Genomic DNA, 23,688 nt, shown 5'->3' with positions numbered 1-23,688 from the left:
GCACACCGGCCGTGCGTCACGCCCGCCGGAAGGCCGGTTATCAGCTGCGGGTCCGTTGTGGCTGGTCGCGCCCGCGCGGCGGAGCCGCATCGTGTCACAGCCCTGCGCCCCTTACGGGGCGCTGCCTCGCGAGGAGAGCCCGTGCCCGAAGTCCTCAAAGCCCCCCTGGTCGTCGAGTTTCCCTTCACCCGTTCCCTCAGCCCCGTCCAGAGCGCCTTCCTCACCGGACTGCGCGAGCGCGTCGTCCTCGGCGTGAAGACCAGCGACGGCAGGACCCTCGTCCCGCCTGTCGAGTACGACCCCGTCACCTCCGAAGACCTTCACGACCTCGTACAGGTCGCTCCCACCGGCACCGTCACCACCTGGGCCTGGAACCACGCCCCCCGCCGCGACCAGCCCCTGGACACGCCCTTCGCCTGGGTCCTGGTCCGGCTCGACGGCGCCGACACGGCACTCCTGCACGCCCTGGACGCCCCCGGGCCGGACGCCGTGCACACCGGCATGCGGGTCCGGGTCCGCTGGGCCGAGGAACGCTCCGGCGCCATCACCGACATCGCCTGCTTCGAGCCGTACGACAGCCTCGAGAACCATGAACTCGCCCATCACGACGGACAGTTCGACGACATGGTGACCGGCATCGTCGCCCCCGCCCGCCTCGACTACACCTACTCGCCAGGCCGAGCCCAGTCCGGCTACATCAACTCGCTCGCCGACCGGCGGATCGTCGGCGAACGGTGCCCGTCCTGCCGGAAGGTGTACGTGCCGCCGAGGGGCGCGTGTCCCACCTGCGGGGTGGCCACATCGGAACAGGTCCAGGTGGGACCACGCGGCACGGTCACCACGTACTGCATCGTCAACATCAAGGCCAAGAACCTCGACATCGAAGTCCCCTACGTCTACGGGCACATCGCGCTCGACGGCGCCGACCTCGCCCTGCACGGCCGCATCGGCGGCATCCCCTACGACCAGGTGCGCATGGGCCTGCGCGTCGAGCCGGTGTGGACGTCCGGGGGCCGCTACCCCGACCACTACCGGCCCACCGGCGAGCCCGACGCGGACTACGAGACGTACAAGGAGCTGCTGTGACCGGGGACGCACAAGAGGCCGCCGGGGCGCGTGAGATCGCCGTTGTCGCCTTCGCGCAGACCGACCATCTTCGCACCACCGACGAGCTCTCCGAGGTGGAGATGCTCATGCCGGTGCTGCACGAGGTCCTGGCCCGGACCGGGCTGAAGACCAGCGACATCGACTTCACCTGCTCCGGCTCCACGGACTATCTCGCGGGCCGCGCCTTCTCCTTCACCATGGCGCTCGACGGGGTCGGCGCCTGGCCGCCGATCTCCGAGTCGCACGTCGAGATGGACGGGGCGTGGGCGCTGTACGAGGCCTGGACGAAGCTGCTCACCGGGGAGGCCGACACCGCGCTCGTGTACTCGTACGGCAAGTCCTCGCCCGGCTCCGTACGCGACGTACTCACCCGGCAGCTCGACCCGTACTACGTGGCACCCCTGTGGCCGGACTCCGTAGCCCTCGCCGCTCTTCAGGCGCAGGCGCTCATCGACGCGGGGGACACGGACGAGCCCGCGCTCGCCGCGGTGGCCTCCCGCAGTCGCGACGCAGCCGGGTCCAACTCCCATGCTCAGCTGAGGGGTTCGGTGGCGCAGGGGGACTACGTCGTACGTCCGCTGCGTACCGGTGACTGCCCGCCCATCGGTGACGGGGCCGTCGCCGTGATCCTCGCGGCGGGGGAGCGGGCCCGCGAACTGTGCGAGCGGCCCGCCTGGATCCGGGGCATCGACCACCGCATCGAGGCGCACGGCCTCGGCGTGCGCGAACTGACCGACTCGCCGTCCGCGCGACTGGCCGCCGAGAAGGCCGGAGCCTTCGAACGACCCGTCGACACCGCGGAGTTGCACGCGCCTTTCACCTCCCAGGAGGTGGTCCTGCGCAAGGCCCTGCGGCTGGACGGCGACGTCGTGATCAACCCCTCCGGGGGAGCGCTCGCCGCCAACCCGATCATGGCCGCCGGGCTCATCCGCATCGGCGAGGCCGCCGCCCGCATCCACCGCGGCGCCTCCGACCGCGCGCTCGCCCACGCCACCTCCGGACCCTGTCTGCAACAGAACCTGGTCGCCGTACTCGAAGGGGACGCCCGATGAGCAAGGAGCCTGTGGCCGTCGTCGGGATCGGCCAGACCAAGCACGTCGCCGCCCGCCGGGACGTGTCGATCGCGGGCCTCGTCCGAGAGGCCGCCGGACGGGCCCTGGCGGACGCCGAGTTGACGTGGGCCGACATCGACGCCGTGGTCATCGGCAAGGCGCCGGACTTCTTCGAGGGCGTCATGATGCCCGAGCTGTACCTCGCCGACGCCCTCGGTGCGGTCGGCAAACCCATGCTGCGCGTGCACACCGCGGGCTCCGTCGGCGGCTCCACCGCGCTCGTCGCCTCGAACCTGATTGCGGGCCGTGTCCACGGCACCGTACTGACCCTGGCCTACGAGAAGCAGTCCGAGTCGAACGCCATGTGGGGCCTGTCCCTGCCGATCCCGTTCCAGCAGCCGCTGCTGGCCGGCGCGGGCGGCTTCTTCGCGCCCCATGTGCGCGCGTACATACGGCGCACCGGCGCGCCTGACACGGTCGGTTCCCTGGTCGCGTACAAGGACCGTCGCAACGCGCTCAAGAACCCGTACGCGCATCTGCACGAGCAGGACATCACGCTGGAGAAGGTGCAGGCCTCGCCCATGCTGTGGGACCCGATCCGCTACTCCGAGACCTGCCCGTCGTCGGACGGCGCGTGCGCGATGGTGCTCACCGACCGTGCGGGGGCGGCCCGTTCGCCGCGGCCGCCCGCATGGATGCACGGTGGGGCGATGCGCAGCGAGCCGACCCTCTTCGCGGGCAAGGACGCGGTGTCTCCGCAGGCCGGCAAGGACTGCGCGGCCGACGTGTACCGGCAGGCCCAGATCGTGGACCCGCGCCGGGAGATCGACGCCGTGGAGATGTATGTGCCGTTCTCCTGGTACGAACCCATGTGGCTGGAGAATCTCGGCTTCGCCGCCGAGGGCGAGGGATGGAAGCTCACCGAGTCCGGTGTGACGGAACTCGACGGGGATCTGCCGGTCAACATGTCCGGCGGCGTCCTGTCCACCAATCCCATCGGAGCCTCAGGCATGATCCGCTTCGCGGAAGCGGCCCTTCAGGTGCGCGGACAGGCAGGGGAACACCAGGTCGAGGGGGCACGCAGGGCACTCGGGCATGCCTACGGCGGAGGCTCGCAGTTCTTCTCGATGTGGCTGGTCGGAGCGGAGCCGCCCACGTCCTGAGCACGACAGGACCAAGGTGGGACCGGCTCTCTGATCAAGACAGGGCGGCAACCCTCTTCCGCGGCCTGTCCGCCGCCGGAACCGATCGCTAGGCTGGCGGCGGACGACGAACCGGGAGGAGCACGGACGTGGCTGAGAGCACCATCCAGCAGCACCCGCTCGCAGGCTGGGACAAGCCGGAACTTGACCTCAGCAAAGCCGACTGGCACTCCAGCAGCCGTGGGCTTGGGGATGTCCAGATCGCCTTTGTCGAGGGCTTCATCGCGATGCGCAACAGTGGCCGCCCCGAAAGCCCCTCCCTGATCTTCACACCTGCGGAGTGGGGCGCTTTCGTGTCGGGGGCACGGGAGGGGGAGTTCGACCTGACCTGACGGGCAGACACGCGACAGGGTGTTTTCACCCTCTCTTTCCGGACACGCGACCTTCGGCCACGTCCCGGAGTCACGCCTGAGCGAGGCTGGCCCCGGGAAGCAGAAGGCGGCGTTCCGGAGGCGAGGAATTCATGAGCACCCTGCCCGTCATCGCGGCGGTCGACGGTTCCGACGACAGCTTGCGCGCGCTGGAGTGGGCCCTCGAAGCCGCTCGGATGCGTGAGGCTCCGCTGCGTGTGGTCCACGTGCGGCAGTACGCGTCCTGGGCGCAGCCCGAGGTACTGGCCGCCGGGCCGCCGGAGCCGGAGGAGGACCCGGTCCTGCGTCAGGTGCGCAGCCACCTGGAGGGCCGGGCCGACCGGCCGGTGACGGAGTACCTCGCCCCGGAGGGCACACCGGCCGAGGTGCTGCCCGAACTCGGCTCCACCGCCCAGCTGATGGTGCTCGGCTCCCGCGGCCGGGGCGGATTCGCGAGCCTGCTCCTGGGCTCGAACGGGCTGGCCGTGGCGCGGGAAGCGAAGTGCCCCGTGGTCGTGGTGCCCCGCCCCGGACGCGAGGTGCACGAGGACGGCCCCGCCGAGCCGGGTCCGCGCGTGGTGGTGGGCCTGCACGTCGACAGCCCCGACGAGGCGAGCCTCGGTTTCGCGTGCGCCGAGGCCGCACGCCGTGGGGCCCGGGTGCAGGTGGTCGCCGCGTATGCGTGGCCGCTCCAGATGTGGGCCGGCCCCGGCGACTTCGTCCCGCCCTCGGCCGCCGATCAGGAGGCTGTCGAGACCGGTATCCGGACGCTGGCCGACGGCTTCGTGGCCCCGCATCGCGAGCGGCACCCCGAGGTCCGTGTCGAGGTGGACGTGCTGCCGGGCGACGCCGCCGGCCGCTTGGTCGCGGCCTCCAAGGGCGCCGAACTCGTGGTGGTGGGCCGCCACCGCCGGCGCCTGCTCGCGCCCATCCGCATGATCGGCTCGGTCACGCAGGCGGTACTGCTGCACGCGGCGAGCCCGGTGGCCGTGGTGCCGGCGGCCGGCCAGGCGGACTGACCCTCCTCACCGCAGCACCACACACCCGCGCTCTTCGAGGTCCCGCCACACCCCGGCCGGGGCCTCGATGTCGTTCCACCGCAGATCCAGCTTCTCCAAGGACGGCAACTGAGCCACCCAGGACGGCAGTTCGCCGAGCCGGTTGGACCGTAGATCGAGCCGCCGCAGCAACGGCAGCCCGCGCAGCGCCTCGGGGATCTCGGCGAACTCGTTCTCGCGCAGCTCCAGTTCGCGCAGTTCGCGCAGATTTCGTACGGAGTCAGGGAGCGCCGTGAGTCGATTGCCGCGCAGCCACAGCTCGCGCAGCGAGGCGAGTGCGCCGAGCGAGGCGGGCAGCCGGGTGAGGCGATTGTGCTGGGCGCGCAGCTCCACCAGGCCCGTCATCGCAGCCAGCGACTCCGGCAGAGCCGTGAGGTGGTTCTCGCCGACGTTGAGGTAGGCGAGCCGGGTCAGTCGGCCCAGCGACTCGGGGAGTGCGGTGAGCCGGTTGTCGTGCAGATAGAGGAAACGCGTGAGCCCCGTCAGGTCCCCCAACTCGTCGGGGACCTCGGTGAGGCGGTTGTGCCCGAGATCCAGGGTGTGCAGCGTGGTGAGCGTGCCGATGCGGGCCGGCACCTGGGTGAGCCTGTTCTCCGGCAGCAGCAGGACCTCCGGTGCGGGGTGCTGCCACACTTCATCGGGTACCTCGTCGAGGTCGGCGCGCCAGTGGTTGAGTACGCCTTGCCGGGGCACGGCCACAGCAACTCCCGTCGGGCAGAGCCCCTTGAGGACCAGTGCGAGCCGTCGGATTCCCGTCGGCGCCCGCCTTGGACAGCGTCATCGCGTGCGGCTCGCCCACCGTTCCTTTGGAACTGAGCGGGAGTGAGCCCGATCAGCCGCACGCCCCGAACGGTCTCGGGCGCACTGGCTCCCAGCGTACTCAGCCCCGGGCCGGGTGAGGCGGGGAACGGATGTTCCCGATGTGTGCGTGCGGGGCTCGCTCGTACGATCAGTGGCATGCAGCTCCGGTACGGCTTTCGCCTGTACCCGGAGCCCGGCCAGGTCCGTGCGCTGGCGCGGGCGTTCGGGTGCGCCCGCGTCGTCTACAACGACGCTGTGCGTGCCCGCCGCGACGCCCATGCCAACGGCCGGCCGTGCCCCTCGCTGGGCCTGCTGTCTCGGGCTCTGGTCACCGAGGCGAAGCACCGTCCGGAGCGGGCCTGGCTGAGGGAGGTGTCCGCAGTGGTGCTCCAGCAGTCTTTGCGCGACGCCGAGGCCGCCTACCGCAACTTCTTCGCCTCGAGGAAAGGCACCCGTAAGGGCCCCAGGGTCGAGGCGCCGCGGATGAAGTCGCGGAAGGACCAGCGGGCCGCGATCCGGTTCACCGCCAACGCCCGTTGGTCGATCACTCCCGGTGGACGCCTCAACCTGCCGAAGATCGGGGCGGTGAAGGTCGCCTGGTCCAGGCGTCTGCCCGCCGTCCCCTCCAGCGTCACCGTGATCAAGGACAGTGCGGGCAGGTACTTCGCGTCGTTCGTCATCGACACCGACCCGGCCGCCGACGCGGAGCGGGTGCCCGCCACCGACCAGGCCATCGGCATCGACCTGGGCCTCACCCACTTCGCCGTCCTCTCGGACGGTACGAAGATCGACTCCCCGAGGTTCCTGCGCCGGGCGGAGAAAAAGCTGAAGAAGGCACAGCGGGAGCTGTCCCGCAAGCAGAAGGGATCGAAGAACCGGGCCAAGGCCCGTCTGAAGGTCGCCCGCGCCCACGCACAAGTAGCCGATGCCCGCCGAGAGTTCCACCATCAGTTGTCCACCCATCTGATCCGTGAGAACCAAGCGGTCGCGGTGGAGGACCTGGCGGTAAACGGACTCGCGCGCACCCGGCTGGCGAAATCGGTCCACGACGCGGGCTGGGGCACCTTTTGTGAGCATGTTGACCTACAAGGCGGCCCGGTACGGGCGCACCCTGATCAAGGTCGGCCGGTACGAGCCGACCAGCCAGGTCTGCTCCACCTGCGGTGCCAAGGACGGAGCCAAACCCCTGAACGTCCGTGAGTGGACGTGTGCCGCCTGTGGCACAGTCCACGACCGCGACGTCAACGCCGCACAGAACGTCAAGACGGCCGCCGGACTGGCGGTATCGGCCTGCGGAGCGCGGGTAAGACCAGGAGCGATCCCGGCACAGCGCGAAGAAACAGGAAGCCACGGAATCCCCGCCCGCGACCATGCCGCGAAGCGGCACAGCAACCGGTAGGGACGGCCAGAGTCCCCCCATCAAGGTGGGGAGCATGTCAATTCCTCAAGGGCCACCCCGCGCGCCCCCGCGGCGTCCCGCCAGGAGTGGTGCACGCCGTCGTGCGGCAACCGCGCCCGGGTAGCCCGCCACCACGAGCGGCACAAGAAGACGGCTTAGGGTCTGTCCGGCGGATCAGGGGCTGTCCGGCCGCTCAGGGTCCTGGTCCGCCCGACCAGGTGACCGAGGCGGTGGTCCCTCCTTGCACGTACCATTGCGGCATGTCCTTCCTCCGCCGCCGCAGCGCCACACCCGCCGGGCCCGACTTCGACGTTCTGGCCATGGACCCGGGCGACTGGCCGGGCAATCTCGGCGCGGGCCTGCTGCCCGCCCCCGACGGCAGCTGTCAGGGTGTGTTCCTGCGCTACGACCTGTTCGGCGGTCGCGGCCCCGCGATGATCATCGGCAATCTGCCGGAGGGCTCACCGGCCCGCGAGGTCGCCGAGGGCGAGATTCCCTTCGAGGTGGCCCAACTCCTGCTGGCGCTGGAGAACGACGAGGAGGTCACCGTCGTCAGCGCCGAGGACACGCCGGTGATGCAGGGCGACAACCTCCTGATCGTGCGCCGCCTCAAGCTTTCCGAGGAGCGCATCTCCTGTGTGCAGTTCGACCGCAGTGACAACGTCCTCGTGACCATCGCCGCGTGGGACCGCCCCATCACCGACGACCTGTACGCGCTCCTGAAGCCGCTTCCGGCGGAGCTCTTCCAGCAGGCGTGAATCGTTCGGGGTCCCGAACGCCGCGTCATAGCTCTTGTCACCGATGTGATCGGACCTTTAGCGTCCGGAGCCATGTCGCCTGAGTCGCATGAGCCCCGTGAGTCCTTTGAGGTATCCAGAAGAACCACGCTGAAGACCACTTTCGGCGGAGCGGCCGGTCTCGCCTTCGGTGGCGGGACCCTGGCCTTAGCCGGGACTGCCGCCGCTGATTCCTCCGATGAATCACGGGAGCCGTTGATGCTGTGGTACGGCTCTCCGGCCACCGACTGGGAGCGCGAGGCCCTGCCGATCGGCAACGGCTCGCTCGGCGCCGCGGTGTTCGGCACGCTCGCCTCCGAGCGGCTGCAGTTCAACGAGAAGACCCTGTGGACCGGCGGTCCCGGCTCGGCCCAGGGCTACGACCACGGCAACTGGCGCGCGGCACGGCCGGGCGCGCTCGCCGCCGTGCAGGACGAACTCGACGCGAAGACCAGACTCGACCCCGACAGCGTTGCCGCCGAGCTGGGGCAGCCGCGCGTCGGATACGGCGCCCACCAGACCTTCGGCGACCTGTACCTCGATGTACCGGACGCACCGCAGACCCCGGCAACGTATCGCCGCGAACTCGACATCGCGAACGCCGTCGCGAAGGTCGTCTACACCCATCAACAGGTCCGCCACCAAAGGGAGTTCTTCGCCTCGTATCCCGACGGCGTGATCGTCGGGCGGCTGAGCGCGGACCGGCCGGGCAGTGTCACCTTCACCCTCCGCTACGCCTCGCCCCGCAGGGACTTCACCGCCACCGCGGCGAGCGGCCGCCTGACGGTGCGCGGCGCGCTCGCGGACAACGGCTTGCGCTTCGAGGCACAGATCCAGGTACGCGGCGAAGGCGGCACCGTCACCTCGAACGCCGACGGAACGATCACGGTGACCGGCGCCGACAGCGCCTGGTTCGCCCTGGCCGCGGGCACGGACTACGCCGACACCTACCCCGACTACCGGGGCAAGGACCCGCACACCGCCGTCACCGGCACCCTCGACAAGGCCGGCAGCCGCTACGACACACTGCTCGCCCGCCATGTTCGCGACCACCGGGCCCTGTTCCACCGGGTCGCCCTGGACATCGGCCAGTCCGTCCCCGCCGATGTGCCCACGGACCGGCTCCTCGCCGGCTACACGGGCGGAGCCACGAGCACGGACCGTGCCCTGGAAGCCCTCTACTTCCAGTACGGCCGCTACCTTCTCATCGCCTCCTCGCGGTCCGGCTCCCTGCCTGCCAACCTTCAGGGGGTCTGGAACCACAGCACCTCGCCGCCCTGGTCGGCCGACTACCACGTCAACATCAACCTCCAGATGAACTACTGGCTCGCCGAGGCCACGAACCTCGCCGAGACGACAGCCCCGTACGACCGCTTCGTCGAGGCCCTGCGCGCGCCGGGGCGGCGCACCGCCAAGGAGATGTTCGGGTCACGGGGCTGGGTCGTGCACAACGAGACGAACCCCTTCGGCTTCACCGGCGTGCACGACTGGTCGACCGCGTTCTGGTTCCCCGAGGGGGCCGCGTGGCTCACCGGCCAGTTGTACGAGCACTACCGGTTCGGCGGCTCCACGGACTACCTGCGCACCACCGCGTACCCGGTGATGAAGGAGGCCGCCGAGTTCTGGCTCGACAACCTGCGCACCGATCCGCGCGACGGCACGCTGGTCGTCACCCCCAGCTACTCGCCCGAGCACGGCGACTTCACGGCCGGCGCGGCCATGTCCCAGCAGATCGTGCACGACCTGCTGACCAACACCCTTGAGGCGGCCCGCGTCCTGGGCGACGACCGGGCGTTCAGGACGCGGCTGGAAGCGGTGCTCGGTCAGCTGGACCCGGGGCTGCGCATCGGCTCCTGGGGGCAACTCCAGGAGTGGAAGGCCGACTTGGACGACCCGGCCGACGATCACCGGCACGTCTCGCATCTCTACGCCCTCCATCCGGGGCGGCAGATCGAACCCGGCACCAAGTGGGCCGACGCCGCCAAGGTCTCACTCTCCGCCCGCGGCGACGGCGGCACCGGCTGGTCCAAGGCCTGGAAGATCAACTTCTGGGCGCGGCTGCGCGACGGTGACCACGCCCACAAGATGCTCGCCGAACAGCTCAAGAGCTCGACCCTGCCCAACCTCTGGGACACCCACCCGCCCTTCCAGATCGACGGCAACTTCGGCGCCACCGCCGGGATCACCGAGATGCTCCTGCAGAGCCAGTACGACGCGATCGAGGTACTCCCCGCCCTGCCCGCCACGTGGCCGGACGGCTCGGTCCGAGGCCTGCGCGCCCGAGGCGGCGCGACACTCGACATCGAGTGGTCGAACGGCCGCGCCACCCGCGTCGCGCTGACGGCGTCCCGGACACGCCGGCTCACCGTCCGCAGCGATCTGCTGCCGGGCGGCGAGTCGACGTTCAAGGCGATCGCCGGGCAGCGGTACGTCTGGGGCGAGAAGGTCTAGCCTGATCCCACCGGGGTGGCCGTGGACGAGCGCCCGCACCCCGGCGCGCGTACGGTGGCTCCTGTCGACCGACCCATGTCTCACGACAGGAGACGCACGATGGCGGGCGAACCGACCTTCTTCGAGATCGGCGTGGCCGACGCCGAGCGGGGCCGCGCCTTCTACGGAGCCCTCTTCGGCTGGACCTTCGACCCCGGCCCGTCCGGAGGCGGGGGTCTGGCCATCACCACCGGCGGGGTGCCGGGAGGCCTGCACGGCGGCGACGCGGGTGCCTCCCCGTACCTGTTCTTCCGGGTGGATGACCTGGACGCCGCGGCCGCCCGGGTCCGTGACCTGGGCGGCACAGTGGACGACATGGGTGAGGAGGGCGCCGAGAGCGAGGAGTCGGCCGCTCGGTTCGGCCGGTTCACGCTCTGCCGGGACGACCAGGGCTCCGTGTTCGGACTGCACGAACCACCCCAGGGCGCCTGAGGCCCTAAAGGGCGGACGGCATCACCCGAACATCGGCGGCCCTCACGAACGCCACCCGGTGGCCGAACTGGATCTCGTAGTACATGTCCGAACCGCGCACCACCTTGTGCGGTGTCGTGTCGAAGGTCGGCGCGTAGAAGTACTCACCCGGCACCTTGTCACCGATCGCGTACCTCTGGCCCGCGAGCAGCTTGTACGGCAGCGGGGACACGGCCTGGACGGGCACGCCCGCCGGGTAGGCCTCTTTCTCCGGGTAGGCACGCCCGTACACCGGGATGTCCTCGAGACCGGCCTTGGGTGTCACCACGAGGCCCGACGCGCCGACCGCCGTCGGTTGCTTCGCCGGGTTCCTGAACCAGGCCTTCTGCCCCAGGTACCAGATCGCCGTCCAGTCGCCTTTGCGTCCCGCGACCGCGTACTGCTGGCCGGTGGAGACCCGCGATCCCGTGTCGTTCACGCCGGTCGTGGAGTCCCCGCCGCCCGGCCGCAGGCCGATGTCCTTGATCAGCGGGGCGTTCTCGCTCGGCTCCGTGTACAGGCGCACGGCGCTGGAGCCGTGCGGCGCGCACGGCTCACCCGGGGTGACACAGCCGGTGAACTCCGGCCGGTTCCTGGCGAATTGAGGGAGTACGGTCACCAGTTTGCCCTTGGCGCCGGCCGTGCGGCCGAACGGCCTGCCGAGCAGGGTGAAGTAGTGCTGCCAGTCCCAGTAGGGACCGGGATCGGTGTGCATGCCCGGGATGGTCGACGCCGTCGGGCCCGGCACGGTGTCGTGGCCGAGGATGTGCTGCCGGTCCAACGGGATGCCGTACTTCTTCGCGAGGTACCGCACCAGCCGCGCCGACGTCCGGTACATCTCCTCCGTGTACCAGGCGTCCGGTGCCGCGAGGAATCCCTCGTGCTCCAGGCCGATCGACTTGGCGTTGACGAACCAGTTGCCCGCGTGCCAGCCCACGTCCTTGGTTTTCACATGCTGGGCGATGTGACCGTCCGTGGAGCGCAGCGAGTAGTGCCACGACACATAGGTCGGGTCCTGCACGAGCTGGAGCGTGGTGTCCCAGGTGGCCTCGGTGTCGTGGATGACGATGTAGTCGATGCCCTGGGACGTCGGCCGGTTCGCGAGATCGTGGTTGCCGTAATCGCCGTCGCCGAACTCCTCGTACGGTGCCGGAATCCATTCGCAGGACACGGTCGCCGGGCACTCGGTGCCCTCCGCGGCGGCCGTCCGCAGCCCTGCGCCCTTCAACTGCTCCGTTTCGGGGCGCAGTCGGGGCTGGGCGGTGAGCGCGACCCGCTGTCCCGCGTCCGTGGTGCGGCGCTCGCCCGCGCGGATCACGTCGAAGACGTCATCGGCGTACCTGGCGGCCGTCGCCGTGTCGTCCGCGCCCGAGTAACGTGCCACCGCGCCGTACCAGTCGGCGGCGTCGTCGCTGGGCGGGGCGCCGAGTTCTCTCTGCGCGGCGGCCAGCAGCGCGGCACCGCCCGCCACATTGGCGGCCGCGTCCGTGCGCAGCCGCTCCGCGGAGAGCCCGGTGAGCTCGGCTGCCTTCGTCAACGTCTTGAGCCGGGCGGGGAGTTCGGAGCTGTCGGGGATCTTCGTGTCCGGGATCTTCGTGTCGGGGAGCAGGGCGGTACGCGAGTCGTCGCCGCGTGCGTCCTCCGTGGCGTCACTGTGATGGGGTGCCCCGGTCCGGGCGATCGCGGTGCGGGCGTCGGTCAGGTGCATCGGACCATAGCCACCCGTGACACTCGGCGCCCCGTCGTGCGCGTCCCAGCGGGACTGCAGATAGGAGACGGCGAGCAGCACGCTCTGCGGCACGTCGTACTCCGCCGCGGCCATGGCGAAGGCATTCTGCAGGCGGCCGGAGGAGGGCTGCTCGGTGCTGTCCGACGGGGCCGCGCCGAGCAGTGGCAGCAGCAGCGCCGCCGAGGCCACGGCGCCCGCGGTCCTGCGCCCTCGTCTCTGCCCGGTGGCCGGGTCTGGGGCGGTGACGGATCCTCGCAAAACGGGCCTCCTGGGGCGATCGAGAGCGATGATGCGTGCGGAGCCGGGCGTGCGTCAGTGCTACCGGCTCTCCGACGATCCGTCAATCATGCCCAGGAGCGGGCAATTCACCGTGTCAGCGGCGGGTCGAGGAATGCGTGTCGATCACTCACATGACGAAGGCCCGCGGTGTGCCGCTGCCCAGGGCACACCGCGGGCCGCCATCCCCGTCAGCGAGTTCCGACCGCCGCTCGAACGGCCCGTCGGGCCAGCTGGCAGTCGTCGTGCAGCCGCCTGAGCAGCAGCCGTTGTTCCTCGCCGGACGGCGCAGCACCCGGGTGGGCCGGTCCCGGTGCCGCCGGGGTCGCCTCGTGCATCGAACGTTGTACGGCTGTCTCGTACGTACGGATCTCACGGGTCAGTACGAGCATCAGGTTCACCAGGAAGGCGTCGCGCGCCGCCGGCCCCGTCGACTGCGCGAGCTGGCTGATCTGCCGCCGTGCGACGGGGGCGTCACCGAGCACCGACCAGAGCGTCGCCAGGTCGTAGCCCGGCAGGTACCAGCCCGCGTGCTCCCAGTCCACCAGCACTGGACCGGCCGGTGAGAGCAGGATGTTCGACAGCAACGCGTCGCCGTGGCAGAACTGGCCCATCCCCTGGCGTCCTGCCGAGTGCGCGATGCCGTGCACCAGTTTCTGGAGATCGCCCATGTCCCGGTCGGTGAGCAGTCCCAGCTCGTGATATCGGGAGATCCGCGCCGCATAGTCCAGCGGGGCGTCGAACGTCCCCGCCGGTGGCCGCCACGCGTTGAGCCGGCAGATCGCGCCCAGCGCCGCCCTGATGTCCGCCCGGGGCGGGGCCTCCCCGGGGTGCCGCTGCAGTGCCGCCACCCGGCCCGGCATCCGCTCGATGACCAGTGTGCAGTTGTCCGGATCCGCCGCGATCAGCCGGGGCACCCGTACCGGAGGACGGTGCCGCACGAACGAGCGGTACGCCGCTATCTCATGGCGGATCCGCTGGGCCCACACGGGGGACAGGTCCAGTAAACACTTCGCGACGGCGGTGCTGCGCCCGGTCGTGCCGACCAGGAGCACCGAGCGGCCGCTGCGGCGCAGTACCTGCACCGGCGCGAACTCCGGGCAGATCCGGTGCACCGAAGCGATCGCCGTGCGCAGCTGCGCGCCCTGAGGGCCGGACAAGTCGAGTCTCCCGCTGAGCGGTTGGGTGCCGAGCCCCGGGACGCGTCGCGTCCGGCCGGCACCGAGTACGGGTGACCCCGGGCGCGCCGGGTCCACATAAGGGCCGCTGCCCGCCACCGCGCTCTCTCCTGCTCGAGCGGAGCCGGGTACCTGCGGACGGGCGTGCAGCGACCGGGGCGGGGCGGACACGGAGGACGATGCTGCGTACATGGGTGATACAGATCCCTTCGTGTGCCTGCGAATTACCGCGCTACCCGCCCCGGCCGCCTCGGTACACCCTGGGGAATGTTCCTTCGGCGACCGGGTCGGGGTGGCGCGTTCCTACCTGACACCGGATGCGCACTGGCACACCATCTGGCGCACCCTGGCGAACCCTGGCGAATAGTCCCGCAGCAACTGACACGGGGTTACTGTCAACTCAGCCGAGAACCTGGGGGCTTGACGTGAGCGGACAACCCAACACGCGTCTGTCGGATCTGTTCGGCCTGGCCGGCTGGTCCAAGGGCGAGCTCGCGCGGATGGTCAACCGGCAGGCGGCGGCCATGGGCCACCCCCAGCTGGCGACCGACACTTCGCGGGTGCGGCGCTGGATCGACATGGGAGAGATCCCGCGCGATCCGGTTCCGCGGGTGCTGGCGGCGCTGTTCACCGAGCGTCTCGGCCGTGTCGTGACCATCGAGGACCTCGGTCTGGTCCGGCACGGGCGTACGGGGAATCGGCAGGGCGGCGGGAGTGTGGAACATCCCGACGGAATGCCGTGGGCGCCCGAGCGAACCGCCGCGGTCCTCACCGAATTCACGGGAATGGACCTCATGCTCAACCGACGCGGCTTGGTGGGCGCGGGTGCCGCGCTCGCCGCGGGATCCGCAATCAGCAGTGCCATGTACGACTGGCTGCACACCGATCCGGCCCTTTCGGCCGACGCTCCCGAAATCGACGATCCCCTGCACGTCGACCCGGCCGGGTTCGACCGTTACGAGGCCGCCCCCATCGGGTCGGAGGAGATCGAAGAGCTGGAGCGCTCGGTCGAGGTGTTCCGGGCCTGGGACGCGGCCCGCGGCGGCGGGCTGCAACGCAAGGCTGTCGTGGGACAGCTCAACGAAGTGGGCGGCATGCTCGCCTACCGACACCCTGATCATCTGCAGCGGCGCCTGTGGGGCGTCGCCGCCAACCTCGCCGTGCTCGCGGGCTGGATGTCGCACGACGTCGGCCTGGAGCCCACGGCCCAGAAGTACTTCGTCATCGCCGCCCACGCCGCCCGTGAGTCCGGTGACCGGCCCCGCGCCGGGGAAGCGCTCTCCCGCGCCGCACGCCAGATGGTGCATCTGGGCCGGCCCGACGACGCACTCGACCTCATGAAGCTCGCCCAGTCGGGCTCCGGCGACGAGGTGCTGCCGCGCACGAAGGCCATGCTCCACACCATCGAGGCCTGGGCTCAGGCGTCGATGGGCAAGGGCCAGGCCATGCGGCGCACCCTCGGCGAGGCGGAGGACCTCTTCGCCTCGGACAAGGGCGACGTACCGCCGCCGAGTTGGATGCAGCTCTTCGACGAGGCGGACATGCACGGAATGCAGGCCCTGGCCTACCGGACGCTCGCGGAGCACGAACCGGGTGCGGCCGCCGTCGCGCAGCGTCATGCGAAGGAGGCGCTCCAGCTGCGCGAGAAGGGCCGGGACCGTTCGAAGATCTTCGACCACCTCTCGCTCGCGTCGGCCTGCTTCATCGCCGACGACCCCGAACAGGCCGACCGGTACGCGCGTCTGGCCCTGACGTCGATGGGCTCGAACTCCTCCCATCGCACCTGGGACCGGCTGCGCGAGATGTACCGCCTGACGGCGCAGTACTCCAGCTATCCGAAGATCCACGACCTGCGTGAGGAGATCAAACTGGCGCTGCCCAAGGGCTTGAACACCCGGGGTGGCAGCAGCGCACGGGCGTGAGCGCGCCCATGAGCGTATGAGTACCGGCGCAATCGATGAGTACGGCCGTGAGTGGTGAGTACCGGCGCGGGCGCGGGCGGATGAGCACGGGTACAGGGGGACTGTGCCGCTCAGGCGGCCATCCTCGGCGGACCATCTTCAGGTGGCAAGCCTGACGACGAGTACGCAGGCGTCGTCCTCGCGCGCCGCCTCGCCGAACTCCTCCACGACCGTCCGTACGCAGTCCTGTGCGGCACGGGCCTCGCCGAAGCGGGGGGCCAGGTCGAGGAGATGGTTCACCGCCGCCGTGCCACTGCGCCCGGGGATCAGCCCATCGGTGTGCAGGAGCAGCAGATCGCCCGGTTCGAGAGGCTGTTCGGCCTGCCCGTAGGTGGCACCCGAGGTCGCGCCGAGCAGGACGCCGTCCGGCGGCGAAAGCACGCGCCCCGTCCCGTTGCGGAACAGCAGCGGGGCGGGGTGTCCTGCCTGTGCCCAGACAAGGGTGCGGGTCTCGGGCCGGTAGCGGCAGCACACGGCACTGCCCAGGGCCGGCTGGACCGACGCGTCCAGTAACTCGTTGAGCCACGTCATGAGTTGACCCGGCTCGGCGCCCGCCATGGCCATGCCGCGCAGGGCGCCGATCAGCATCGCCATGCCCGAGGCGACGGTGACCCCGTTTCCGGTGAGGTCACCGACGCTCAACAGTGTTTCGCCGTTGGGCATTTCGAGGGCGTCGTACCAGTCGCCGCCGATCAGCTCGCTCGTCGAGGACGGGAGGTAGCGGGCGGACAGGTCGAGTGTCTGTGGTCCCTGGCGCGGGAACCGCAGGGAGCCGCGCCACGGCGGCAGCACGGCTTCCTGCAGCTCGACCGCGAGCCGGTGCTCGGTCTGCGCGATGTGCCGCCCGCGTTCCAGCGAGTCACGGGTCTCGCTCACGGTCCGCTGGCTGCGGCGCAGTTCGCTGACGTCCCGCAGCACCGCCCACATCGAAGCGGTGCTGCCGTCGGCGGCCAGCACGGGCTCGCCCATCATGTGTACCGTCCGCACGCGGCCGCCCGGGCGCACGATGCGGAACTCTCCGTCGATCGGTTTGGCGTCGATCAGGCAGTCCGTCACCATCGCCGTCAGCCGCGACCGGTCCTCGTCGAGTACCAGGGACGGCAGTTCGTCGAGGGTGAGCGGGGGAGTGGCGAGGTCGCGGCCGAGGATCTGGTAGAGCTCGCCGGACCACTTCGCCTCGTCCGTCAGCAGATTCCACTCGGCGCTGCCGACACGGCTGAGCAGTGAGTCAGGTGCCTCAGGTGAGCCATGCCCCGGTGCGGTCGGCACGGCTCCTGCGACGGGCGGTGCCTCGTCACCGATGGGCACGGGCACGGGCGTGGGGCCAGGTGCCGGGCCGTCCCGCAACTGCGCCAAATGCTCGTCGAGGTCGTTCAGTTGATGCATCGCCAGGTCACACAGGGCGCGCTGCCAGCGTCCCTGGGGGTCCGAGCCGTCGGCCGGCGCGTCACGCCGCACGGCGTCCACGTCGCCCCGCAGCCGACGCGTCTGCGAAATGAGCGCGTCGACCGAGCCGCGTGGGGGCGGCTGGGCGGCTGGATGGTCCGCCGAGAGATGGGACGGCATGACGTACTCCGATACAGGCACGGTACGACCAAGACTGGGATGGACCGTTACGACTGTTGCACAGCCTGCGACGCTCTGTAAGGGATTTGGCAACACGCGATGCGGTCATGTTTCTGGCATATGCCGCTGTCCTCTCGGATGGTTCAAGTGGGACGCATGCAGTACGCGGGAGGGCAGCCAAGTCGTAGTGACAGTCGGCCAGTTGACGGGGCGTCGATGTCATGTGCGGTTCCTCCAAGTGTACGTTCGACGCTCTCGCGAGCGGGCGTCGAGTGACCGGTTTCCGGCCAATGTCCGTTGCCTCGCCAGGTGCCGGCGCCAACGGGGCGACGTCGGGCGATGCTGTGACGCAGATCACAATAATCTCTTCGGGGTTCCGTGTACCGCGAACGGCCCGTGCGAGGTCGTAAGGGGGCATCGGCACAACGAACTGCCCCGACCCGGAACGGAGACCGATCATGGACATCGTCCTGGAGCAGCCCGCCCGCGCGCGCCTGATCACTTCGGAGAGCCAGGACCTTCCCGTGTCCGCCACGCTCCGCTACTCCGCCGCCGACCCGCTCGCGGTCGAGATCGTCTTCCCGCCCGAGGCCTCACTCGACGGCAACACCGCCACATGGATCTTCGCCCGTGAGCTCCTGGAGACGGGCCTGAGCGCCCCCGCGGGCAGCGGGGACGTCCACATTTGGCCGTGCGGCCCGGCCCGCACGGTCCTGGAGTTCCATGCGCTGCCCGGCTTGGCCCTCATCCAGTTCGACACGGCGGTCCTCCGCCGGTTCCTGCTTCGGTCGTACGCGGTGGTCGCCGCAGGCAGAGAAGACGTGGGACCTGCCCTGGAGCGCGGCCTGACCTCCCTCCTCGGAGGTGTCTGAGGCACCCGGGACCTACCGCGCACCGGTCACTGGCGCGCCACGGAGGGCAGGCGCGCCTTACCCGAGTGCGTCCGCGAGGGCCTTGTCGGCGGCCGCCGGGGACCGCTGGGTGTTCGCGCCCTCAGGTGGAGGGCGCTCGCTCGTCCGGCCCGCAGGAACTCCAGCCGTGCGGCAGCGAGCCGTACAGCAGGAAGTCGTCGACCTTCCGCTGCACGCACTTGGAGGACGCGTATCCGGTGTGGCCCGTGCCCTTGTTGTCGAGCACCACGGCCGACGAGCCGAGTCGCTTCGCGGTCTCCACGGTCCAGCGGTACGGGGTGGCCGGGTCGCCGCGGGTGCCGACCAGGAGCATCTTCGGGGCGTCGACGTCGTGTACCTCTTCGCGGATGTAGCTGGTGCCCTTGGGGCGGCCGTAGCACGTCAGCACCTGCGTGAGCCGGTGGCGGCCGAAGACCGGCGAGGCCTTCTCGTACGCGGCGCGCAGCCGGTCGAGGCTCTTGGTGATCTGGTCGGCCGTGGGCCGGTCGGGGTCGTCCGCGCAGTTGATGGCCATGAGCGCGGCCGGGAGGTTGTCGAGGGGGATGTCGCCCTCGTCGACGAGCCCACCGTCGCCGGGCGCCGCGATGCCGAAGGCGGAGAACCGGACGATGTCCCGTGTGTCGCCGTCCTCGACCAGTGAGCGGAGCGCCTGCGCGAGGGTCGGCCACAACTCCTCGCTGTAGAGGGCCAGCCCGATGGCGCCCACGAGGTCCTGGCCGGAGAACCGATCACCGAAGTCCGTCGGCACGGGGGCCTCGTCCATGGCGTCCACCAGCCGCACGACTTCCTGTCTGGCCCGGCGCGGGTCCTGACCGAACGCGCAGTTGATGTCCTCGGTGCACCAGGCGAGGAAGTCCTCCAGCGCGGTCTGCTGGGCCTCGGCGGCGACGATGCCCTGTTCGCTGAGCGGTTCGGTGAGCGTGTCCACGCCGTCGAGCACCAGCCGGCCGGTCTTCTCGGGGAACTGGCTTGCGTACACCGCGCCCAGCCGCGTTCCGTACGAGAAGCCGAGGTAGTTGAGCTTCTCGTCGCCCAGGGCCTGGCGCATCACGTCCAGGTCCCGCGAGGCGTTGACCGTGCCGATGTACGGCAACACGGGACCGGAGTGCTTGGCGCATGCGTCGGCGGCTTTCCGCAGCAATCGCAGAGCGGCGTGCGGGCTCCGGTCGTCCGGGGCGGTGTCCGTGGTCGTGTCCGACATCCCGTAGGCAGCTTCGCCGCAGCTCACCGGCGAACTTCTGCCCACGCCGCGCGGGTCGAAGGTCACCACGTCGTAGCCTTCCGCCAGGCCCATGAAGTCCTCGCCGCCGACGGCGAGTTGATCGACTCCTGAGCCGCCGGGCCCGCCGAAGTTCAGCAGTACGGAACCCCTGGACTTGCCCGTCGCCTCGAAGCGGGCCATGGCGACGTCCAGCGTCCCTTCGGCGGGCCTCGCGTAGTCGAGCGGGACGGTGACCTTGCCGCACTGCAGGTCCTCGGGCAGGCCGTCGCCCCTGCAGTCGGACCAGTCGATTTGCTGGTCGTAGAAGCGGGACAGGTCGGGCTGGTCGGGCTGGGCGGGCTCGTTTGCGAACGCCTGCGGGCCGGTTCCCGGCAGAGCGTGAGGTGACAGTACGGCTCCCAGCAGGGCCAGCGTCACGGCGCCTGCGAAAGCGCAGCTGTGGTGCGTGGACAGCATGGCAAGCCTCCAGGGACGCCTCGGCGCAAGGGCCGGGGATTCCCCCTCGATCACGATAAGGGCGTGCCCCTGACCGCGCCTCTGGGCGAGCGCTTCGCCCGCGGAGGCCTTATCCTGCGCGACCCCGCGTGCCGATCAGAGCGGATGTTCTCTGCCGCCGAAGCCCTTGAAAGACAGTTCGATGAGCATGCCGCTCGATGGGGTGAAAGGCCGATTAGCCATAACTCCGATGGTGCGCCCGCGTTTTAACGGGTGCGGGCGAGGGCTCGCGACCCATGTCTGGAAGGCAGGGAACTCATGAGACGGGTTACCCGGAATGGTTTGATCATCGTTGCCGCGGCGTCGGGCGCCATGGGCGTCACGATGCCGGCGTACGCGGACTCCGCGGCGGACGGCGGCACGGCGAACTCGCCCGGGGTGATCTCCGGCAACAGCATCCAGCTCCCGGTCCACGCTCCGGTGAACGCGTGCGGGAACACCGTGAACGTGGCAGGGCTGCTCAACCCCACGGCGGGCAACAGCTGTGCCAACAAGGGCGGCGGAACCGAGCAGCGTGACAGCGCGGCCGTGGCCGACGGGTCCGTGGGAGACTCGCCGGGCGTGCTGTCGGGCAACGATGTCCAGCTCCCGGTCCACGCTCCGGTGAACGTCAGCGGCAACTCGGTCAACGTCGCCGGCGTCGGCAACGCCGCCGTCGGGAACGAATCCACGAACGAGTCCGGGAGCCGGCCGCAGGGCCCGGCCGATCCGGGGCCGCAGTCGTCCGCACCCCCGCGGGGGCACAGCCCGACGCAGGCGCAACCGCCGACGCAGCGCCACGCCGCGCCTGAGCACGCGGCCGCCCTCGCACACACCGGGACGGACCTGACGGGACCGGCGGTCGCCGCGAGCGCGGCTCTGGTGGTGGCCGGAGCCGTGCTGTACCGCCGCTCGCGGCCCGCGGCCCGACGCTGAATCCTCCGAAAGAGCGACCCATCGAGGAAGTAGGACCCCACCGGCCACGCCGACCGGTGGGGTCTTCCCCTCAGTCGCCTCGCAGGATGCTGTACCGCACTCCGTCGCGCCACTGCCCGTCGCGGAAGACGACGCTGCGCAGAATGCCCTCGCGGGTGAACCCGACCTTCTCCAGGGCGCGTCGCTCGGCCACGTTGTCGACCTCGGTGTCGGCCTCGATCCGCATGACCTGTGTGTGCGCGAACAGGTACTGGACGAGCAGTCGCTGTGCCTGTGTGCCCACCCCCTTGCCGCGGGCATCCCGGAGCAGGGTGATGCCCACGTTCCAGTAGTACGAGCTTCGCGAGGCCACGATCTTGCGCCAGGCCACAAAGCCCAGCGCCGCGTCACCGTGCACCACCATCAGATGGCCCGCGTCATCGGTGATCAGGCCCGTCTCCGCCCACTGGCGTCGCCAGCGTCCGGTGTCCCCCCAGCCGAACCACTGGAAGGGCGAGGCCTCTTCCGGATCGGTCAGGAACAGCTCCATCACGGACAGGTCGTCCTCGGTCACCGGGCGCAGTATCACGTGGTCCATGGGGCTAACCTATGCCGCTGTGAGGCCAACTGCGGTTCGCCGCGGGCCGATCGACCGGCTCAGGATGCTGAAAGCCGCGTCACGCCACCCCCGATGAACGGAGCGCACCCATGACCTCTCCGGGTTCCCCGGGTCCCGATGGCCTCGTCGTCACGCGGGCCTCGCTCGACGACTGGCCGGTGGTCAGCGGATGGGCGGCGGACGAGGGATGGAACCCGGGGCTGTCCGACGGCCCGTGTTTCTTCGCTCAGGATCCCGAGGGCTTCTTCCTCGGCAGGATCGCCGGCGAACCCGTATCGGCGATCTCAGTCGTCAACCACGGCCCCGACTACGCCTTCCTGGGCTTCTATCTCGTACGCCCCGACCTGCGCGGCCGTGGCTACGGCATCGCCACATGGAAGACGGCTCTCGCCCACGCGGGCGACCGGACCATCGGTCTCGACGGAGTGCCCGCGGAGCAGGACAACTACCGCAAGTCCGGATTCGAACTCGCCTACAACACCGCGCGGTTCACCGGAGTGGCGTCCGCCGCGGCCACGGCCACCGGTGTACGGGCCGCCGAACCAGCCGACTTGGCGTCGATCACGGCGTACGACAGCGCTTGCTGCCCGGCCGACCGGCCGCGCTTCGTGGAGCATTGGCTGAACGGGCCGGGGCACCGCCCTGTGGTCCGCTTCGTCGGCGGACGCCTCACCGGGTACGGAGTCGTCCGGCCCGCCCGCGACTCCCTGCGCATCGGGCCCCTGTTCGCCGACACGCCCGACGACGCCCGGGCTCTCTTCGCCGCGCTGATCGCCGAAGCCGCCGGCCGCCCGGTCGCCATCGACGTCCCGGAGACCAGCGCCGTCGGCGTCGCTCTGGCGGAAGAGCACGGCCTCACCCCGTCGTTCGAGACGGCCCGCATGTATACGGGACCGATCCGGCCGTTTGCCACGGACCGTGTCCACGGAGTCACCACACTCGAACTCGGCTGATCCGTGGTCAGCGCGGCGGCGCCGCGGCCGTCGCTCTCTTCCCGGCGTCTGTCCGGTCGTGGAACAGCCATGACATACGCGGCTCGACGACGAACCGGAAGACAGAGCGGATCGGCCCCGAGCACAGGACCGTGATGAGGCCCACCGCGACTGCGGTGACTGCCAGTTGGCCGAGCGGGGTGTACAGCCAGGAGTGGTCGTACCAGTCCCAGAAGCGCGATGCCTTGATGATCACAACGTGCAGCAGATAGCCGTACATCGTCCCGGCGCCGAGCGCCGTGAACCACCAACGCCGCCCCGGCACCCAGGCCAGGAAGCAGGCGGTCAGGACCAGCGCCCCAAGGAACAACACGGGCGTGGTGAACAACCCTGCCCATCTCGGCAGCCCCTGTTCCGTGACGCTGCTGCTGTGATAGAGCAACGTGGCGTTGAACCACGGTGCCACCGCGTACGCCGCCCCGAACGCCGCCACGACCACGGGCACGGCGAGCATCCGTACCCGTCGAGTGCGCAGTCGGGCGAAGTGCTCGGCCCGCAGCTTCAGCCCCAGCACGAAGAACGGCAGGAATCCCAGGACCCGTTGGATCGAGATGTCACCGCCGAGATTCGGCGAGACCGCGGCGAACACGGCCAGGGCCATGGCGATCGGCATCGCATGACGCAGCGACAGCCACAGCGGGGTGGTCAGCCGCCAGATGAAGAGCGCGACCAGGAACCACATCGCATACCCGGGATCCAGCAGGCTCAGTGGAAGGTCCGGATCGTCCCCCGCCCACCGGTAGAGGAGGCTGTATGCGGTCTCGAAGACGAGATACGGCACGACGACGCCCGTCAACAGCCTGCGCACCATACCCGGCCCCATGTCGAAACTCCGGGAGAAGAAGCCGGAGATGAGCGCGAACGCGGGCATGTGAAAGGCGTAGACCGTCAGATACGCCGCCGTCGCGGCGCGACCCCCATGTGTCAGCGGCTCCCAGGCGTGACCACAGGCGACCAGAACGATGGTGAGGTACTTCGCGTTGTCGAAGTACGGATCCCGGCGGGCGGGTGGGCGCTTGGCCGGTGTGCCGACCGGCGGTTCCGCGGCCGCTGCGGGCCCTGGGGCCGCCGCTACGGGAGCCGAGTCCGCCGCCGCTACGGGAGCCGGGGCTGCTAAGTCTTGCGGCACCACATCATCTCCAAGCCTCGATGCGCTGTTC

The 23,688-nt window shown here is 70.2% G+C and carries 19 protein-coding genes and 2 pseudogenes; 14 read left to right on the top strand and 7 right to left on the bottom strand.

The features are described from left to right. Positions 1 to 141 precede the first annotated feature (141 nt). The 5 genes from FGD71_RS05785 to FGD71_RS05765 all read left to right on the top strand — a co-directional run bounded on the left by FGD71_RS05785 (position 142) and on the right by FGD71_RS05765 (position 4,730). Complete coding sequence (locus FGD71_RS05785) at positions 142 to 1,086, top strand: Zn-ribbon domain-containing OB-fold protein (RefSeq protein WP_119099288.1); 945 nt, start codon at positions 142 to 144, stop codon at positions 1,084 to 1,086. Continuing rightward, positions 1,083 to 2,159 (top strand): thiolase domain-containing protein, encoded by a 1,077-nt coding sequence (locus tag FGD71_RS05780; RefSeq protein WP_119099287.1) that lies wholly within the window; start codon positions 1,083 to 1,085, stop codon positions 2,157 to 2,159. Before FGD71_RS05785 ends, FGD71_RS05780 begins: the two co-directional genes overlap by 4 nt. Further along, positions 2,156 to 3,322: a thiolase domain-containing protein gene (locus FGD71_RS05775; RefSeq protein ID WP_119099286.1), complete on the top strand. Its 1,167-nt coding sequence runs from the start codon at positions 2,156 to 2,158 to the stop codon at positions 3,320 to 3,322. Before FGD71_RS05780 ends, FGD71_RS05775 begins: the two co-directional genes overlap by 4 nt. 128 nt (positions 3,323 to 3,450) lie before the next feature. After that, positions 3,451 to 3,693 carry a DUF397 domain-containing protein gene (locus FGD71_RS05770; protein WP_119099285.1) on the top strand — a complete coding sequence of 81 codons (243 nt, stop codon included), beginning with the start codon at positions 3,451 to 3,453 and terminating at the stop codon, positions 3,691 to 3,693. A gap of 131 nt (positions 3,694 to 3,824) precedes the next feature. Beyond that, complete coding sequence (locus tag FGD71_RS05765) at positions 3,825 to 4,730, top strand: universal stress protein (RefSeq protein ID WP_119099284.1); 906 nt, start codon at positions 3,825 to 3,827, stop codon at positions 4,728 to 4,730. A 6-nt stretch (positions 4,731 to 4,736) separates the two neighbouring features. Here FGD71_RS05765 and FGD71_RS05760 read toward each other — a convergent pair whose 3' ends face one another. After that, entirely contained in the window at positions 4,737 to 5,462 is a 726-nt protein-coding gene (locus FGD71_RS05760; RefSeq protein ID WP_119099294.1) for a leucine-rich repeat domain-containing protein, read from the bottom strand. Positions 5,463 to 5,726: 264 nt separating this feature from the next. Here FGD71_RS05760 and FGD71_RS05755 point away from each other — a divergent pair. The 5 genes and pseudogenes from FGD71_RS05755 to FGD71_RS05735 all read left to right on the top strand — a co-directional run bounded on the left by FGD71_RS05755 (position 5,727) and on the right by FGD71_RS05735 (position 10,667). Further along, a pseudogene (locus tag FGD71_RS05755) lies at positions 5,727 to 6,969 on the top strand (RNA-guided endonuclease InsQ/TnpB family protein). A 78-nt stretch (positions 6,970 to 7,047) separates the two neighbouring features. Next, a pseudogene (locus tag FGD71_RS05750) lies at positions 7,048 to 7,128 on the top strand (CGNR zinc finger domain-containing protein); the annotation flags it as partial. Between the two features lie 101 nt (positions 7,129 to 7,229). Continuing rightward, on the top strand, positions 7,230 to 7,727 hold the full coding sequence (locus FGD71_RS05745; RefSeq protein ID WP_119099283.1) for a glycosyltransferase family protein: 498 nt from the start codon (positions 7,230 to 7,232) through the stop codon (positions 7,725 to 7,727). A 237-nt stretch (positions 7,728 to 7,964) separates the two neighbouring features. Next, entirely contained in the window at positions 7,965 to 10,196 is a 2,232-nt protein-coding gene (locus FGD71_RS05740; protein ID WP_119099282.1) for a glycoside hydrolase family 95 protein, read from the top strand. A gap of 99 nt (positions 10,197 to 10,295) precedes the next feature. Next, positions 10,296 to 10,667, top strand: a complete 372-nt coding sequence (locus FGD71_RS05735) for a VOC family protein (RefSeq protein ID WP_119099281.1) — start codon at positions 10,296 to 10,298, stop codon at positions 10,665 to 10,667. 4 nt (positions 10,668 to 10,671) lie between these two features. On the opposite strand, the gene FGD71_RS05730 is transcribed toward FGD71_RS05735, so the two are convergent. After that, complete coding sequence (locus FGD71_RS05730; protein WP_119099280.1) at positions 10,672 to 12,672, bottom strand: N-acetylmuramoyl-L-alanine amidase; 2,001 nt, start codon at positions 12,670 to 12,672, stop codon at positions 10,672 to 10,674. 209 nt (positions 12,673 to 12,881) lie between these two features. Beyond that, the gene (locus FGD71_RS05725) at positions 12,882 to 14,060 is read right to left on the bottom strand and encodes an aminoglycoside phosphotransferase family protein (RefSeq protein WP_119099279.1); all 1,179 of its coding nucleotides are present in this window, start codon (positions 14,058 to 14,060) and stop codon (positions 12,882 to 12,884) included. A gap of 233 nt (positions 14,061 to 14,293) precedes the next feature. Between FGD71_RS05725 and FGD71_RS05720 the strand changes: the two genes are divergently transcribed. Then, positions 14,294 to 15,790: a DNA-binding protein NsdB gene (locus tag FGD71_RS05720; protein WP_119099278.1), complete on the top strand. Its 1,497-nt coding sequence runs from the start codon at positions 14,294 to 14,296 to the stop codon at positions 15,788 to 15,790. A 138-nt stretch (positions 15,791 to 15,928) separates the two neighbouring features. On the opposite strand, the gene FGD71_RS05715 is transcribed toward FGD71_RS05720, so the two are convergent. Next, positions 15,929 to 17,395 (bottom strand): PP2C family protein-serine/threonine phosphatase, encoded by a 1,467-nt coding sequence (locus tag FGD71_RS05715; protein WP_119099277.1) that lies wholly within the window; start codon positions 17,393 to 17,395, stop codon positions 15,929 to 15,931. Between the two features lie 458 nt (positions 17,396 to 17,853). Here FGD71_RS05715 and FGD71_RS05710 point away from each other — a divergent pair, with 458 nt between their 5' ends. Further along, the gene (locus FGD71_RS05710; RefSeq protein ID WP_119099276.1) at positions 17,854 to 18,267 is read left to right on the top strand and encodes an SsgA family sporulation/cell division regulator; all 414 of its coding nucleotides are present in this window, start codon (positions 17,854 to 17,856) and stop codon (positions 18,265 to 18,267) included. Between the two features lie 121 nt (positions 18,268 to 18,388). Here the strand turns inward: FGD71_RS05710 and FGD71_RS05705 are convergent, their stop codons facing one another. Continuing rightward, on the bottom strand, positions 18,389 to 19,984 hold the full coding sequence (locus FGD71_RS05705) for an alpha/beta hydrolase (protein ID WP_119099275.1): 1,596 nt from the start codon (positions 19,982 to 19,984) through the stop codon (positions 18,389 to 18,391). Positions 19,985 to 20,281: 297 nt separating this feature from the next. Between FGD71_RS05705 and FGD71_RS05700 the strand changes: the two genes are divergently transcribed. Further along, a complete protein-coding gene (locus FGD71_RS05700; RefSeq protein ID WP_119099274.1) occupies positions 20,282 to 20,938 on the top strand; it encodes a chaplin in 657 nt (218 codons plus the stop codon). 70 nt (positions 20,939 to 21,008) lie between these two features. Here FGD71_RS05700 and FGD71_RS05695 read toward each other — a convergent pair whose 3' ends face one another. Next, positions 21,009 to 21,515 carry a GNAT family N-acetyltransferase gene (locus FGD71_RS05695; protein ID WP_119099273.1) on the bottom strand — a complete coding sequence of 169 codons (507 nt, stop codon included), beginning with the start codon at positions 21,513 to 21,515 and terminating at the stop codon, positions 21,009 to 21,011. Positions 21,516 to 21,625: 110 nt separating this feature from the next. On the opposite strand from FGD71_RS05695, the gene FGD71_RS05690 reads away from it, so the two are divergent. Continuing rightward, complete coding sequence (locus tag FGD71_RS05690; protein WP_119099272.1) at positions 21,626 to 22,489, top strand: GNAT family N-acetyltransferase; 864 nt, start codon at positions 21,626 to 21,628, stop codon at positions 22,487 to 22,489. A gap of 7 nt (positions 22,490 to 22,496) precedes the next feature. Here the strand turns inward: FGD71_RS05690 and FGD71_RS05685 are convergent, their stop codons facing one another. Further along, entirely contained in the window at positions 22,497 to 23,657 is a 1,161-nt protein-coding gene (locus FGD71_RS05685; protein ID WP_119099293.1) for an acyltransferase family protein, read from the bottom strand. Between the last annotated feature and the right edge of the window lie 31 nt (positions 23,658 to 23,688).

This window comes from Streptomyces sporangiiformans (assembly GCF_005768555.2).
Classification (GTDB): Bacteria; Actinomycetota; Actinomycetes; order Streptomycetales; family Streptomycetaceae; genus Streptomyces; species Streptomyces sporangiiformans.
Note: the sequence above shows the minus strand (reverse complement) of the source record. Positions and strands in the feature narration are given on the sequence as shown.

Coding starts and splice junctions, on each gene's coding strand:
- FGD71_RS05765 (WP_119099284.1), top strand. CDS start 3,825: ATGAGCACCCTGCCCGTCATCGCGGCGGTCGACGGTTCCGACGACAGC.
- FGD71_RS05745 (WP_119099283.1), top strand. CDS start 7,230: ATGTCCTTCCTCCGCCGCCGCAGCGCCACACCCGCCGGGCCCGACTTC.
- FGD71_RS05690 (WP_119099272.1), top strand. CDS start 21,626: ATGACCTCTCCGGGTTCCCCGGGTCCCGATGGCCTCGTCGTCACGCGG.
- FGD71_RS05705 (WP_119099275.1), bottom strand. CDS start 19,984: ATGCTGTCCACGCACCACAGCTGCGCTTTCGCAGGCGCCGTGACGCTG.
- FGD71_RS05740 (WP_119099282.1), top strand. CDS start 7,965: ATGCTGTGGTACGGCTCTCCGGCCACCGACTGGGAGCGCGAGGCCCTG.
- FGD71_RS05775 (WP_119099286.1), top strand. CDS start 2,156: ATGAGCAAGGAGCCTGTGGCCGTCGTCGGGATCGGCCAGACCAAGCAC.
- FGD71_RS05700 (WP_119099274.1), top strand. CDS start 20,282: ATGAGACGGGTTACCCGGAATGGTTTGATCATCGTTGCCGCGGCGTCG.
- FGD71_RS05715 (WP_119099277.1), bottom strand. CDS start 17,395: ATGCCGTCCCATCTCTCGGCGGACCATCCAGCCGCCCAGCCGCCCCCA.
- FGD71_RS05710 (WP_119099276.1), top strand. CDS start 17,854: ATGGACATCGTCCTGGAGCAGCCCGCCCGCGCGCGCCTGATCACTTCG.
- FGD71_RS05735 (WP_119099281.1), top strand. CDS start 10,296: ATGGCGGGCGAACCGACCTTCTTCGAGATCGGCGTGGCCGACGCCGAG.
- FGD71_RS05695 (WP_119099273.1), bottom strand. CDS start 21,515: ATGGACCACGTGATACTGCGCCCGGTGACCGAGGACGACCTGTCCGTG.
- FGD71_RS05725 (WP_119099279.1), bottom strand. CDS start 14,060: ATGTACGCAGCATCGTCCTCCGTGTCCGCCCCGCCCCGGTCGCTGCAC.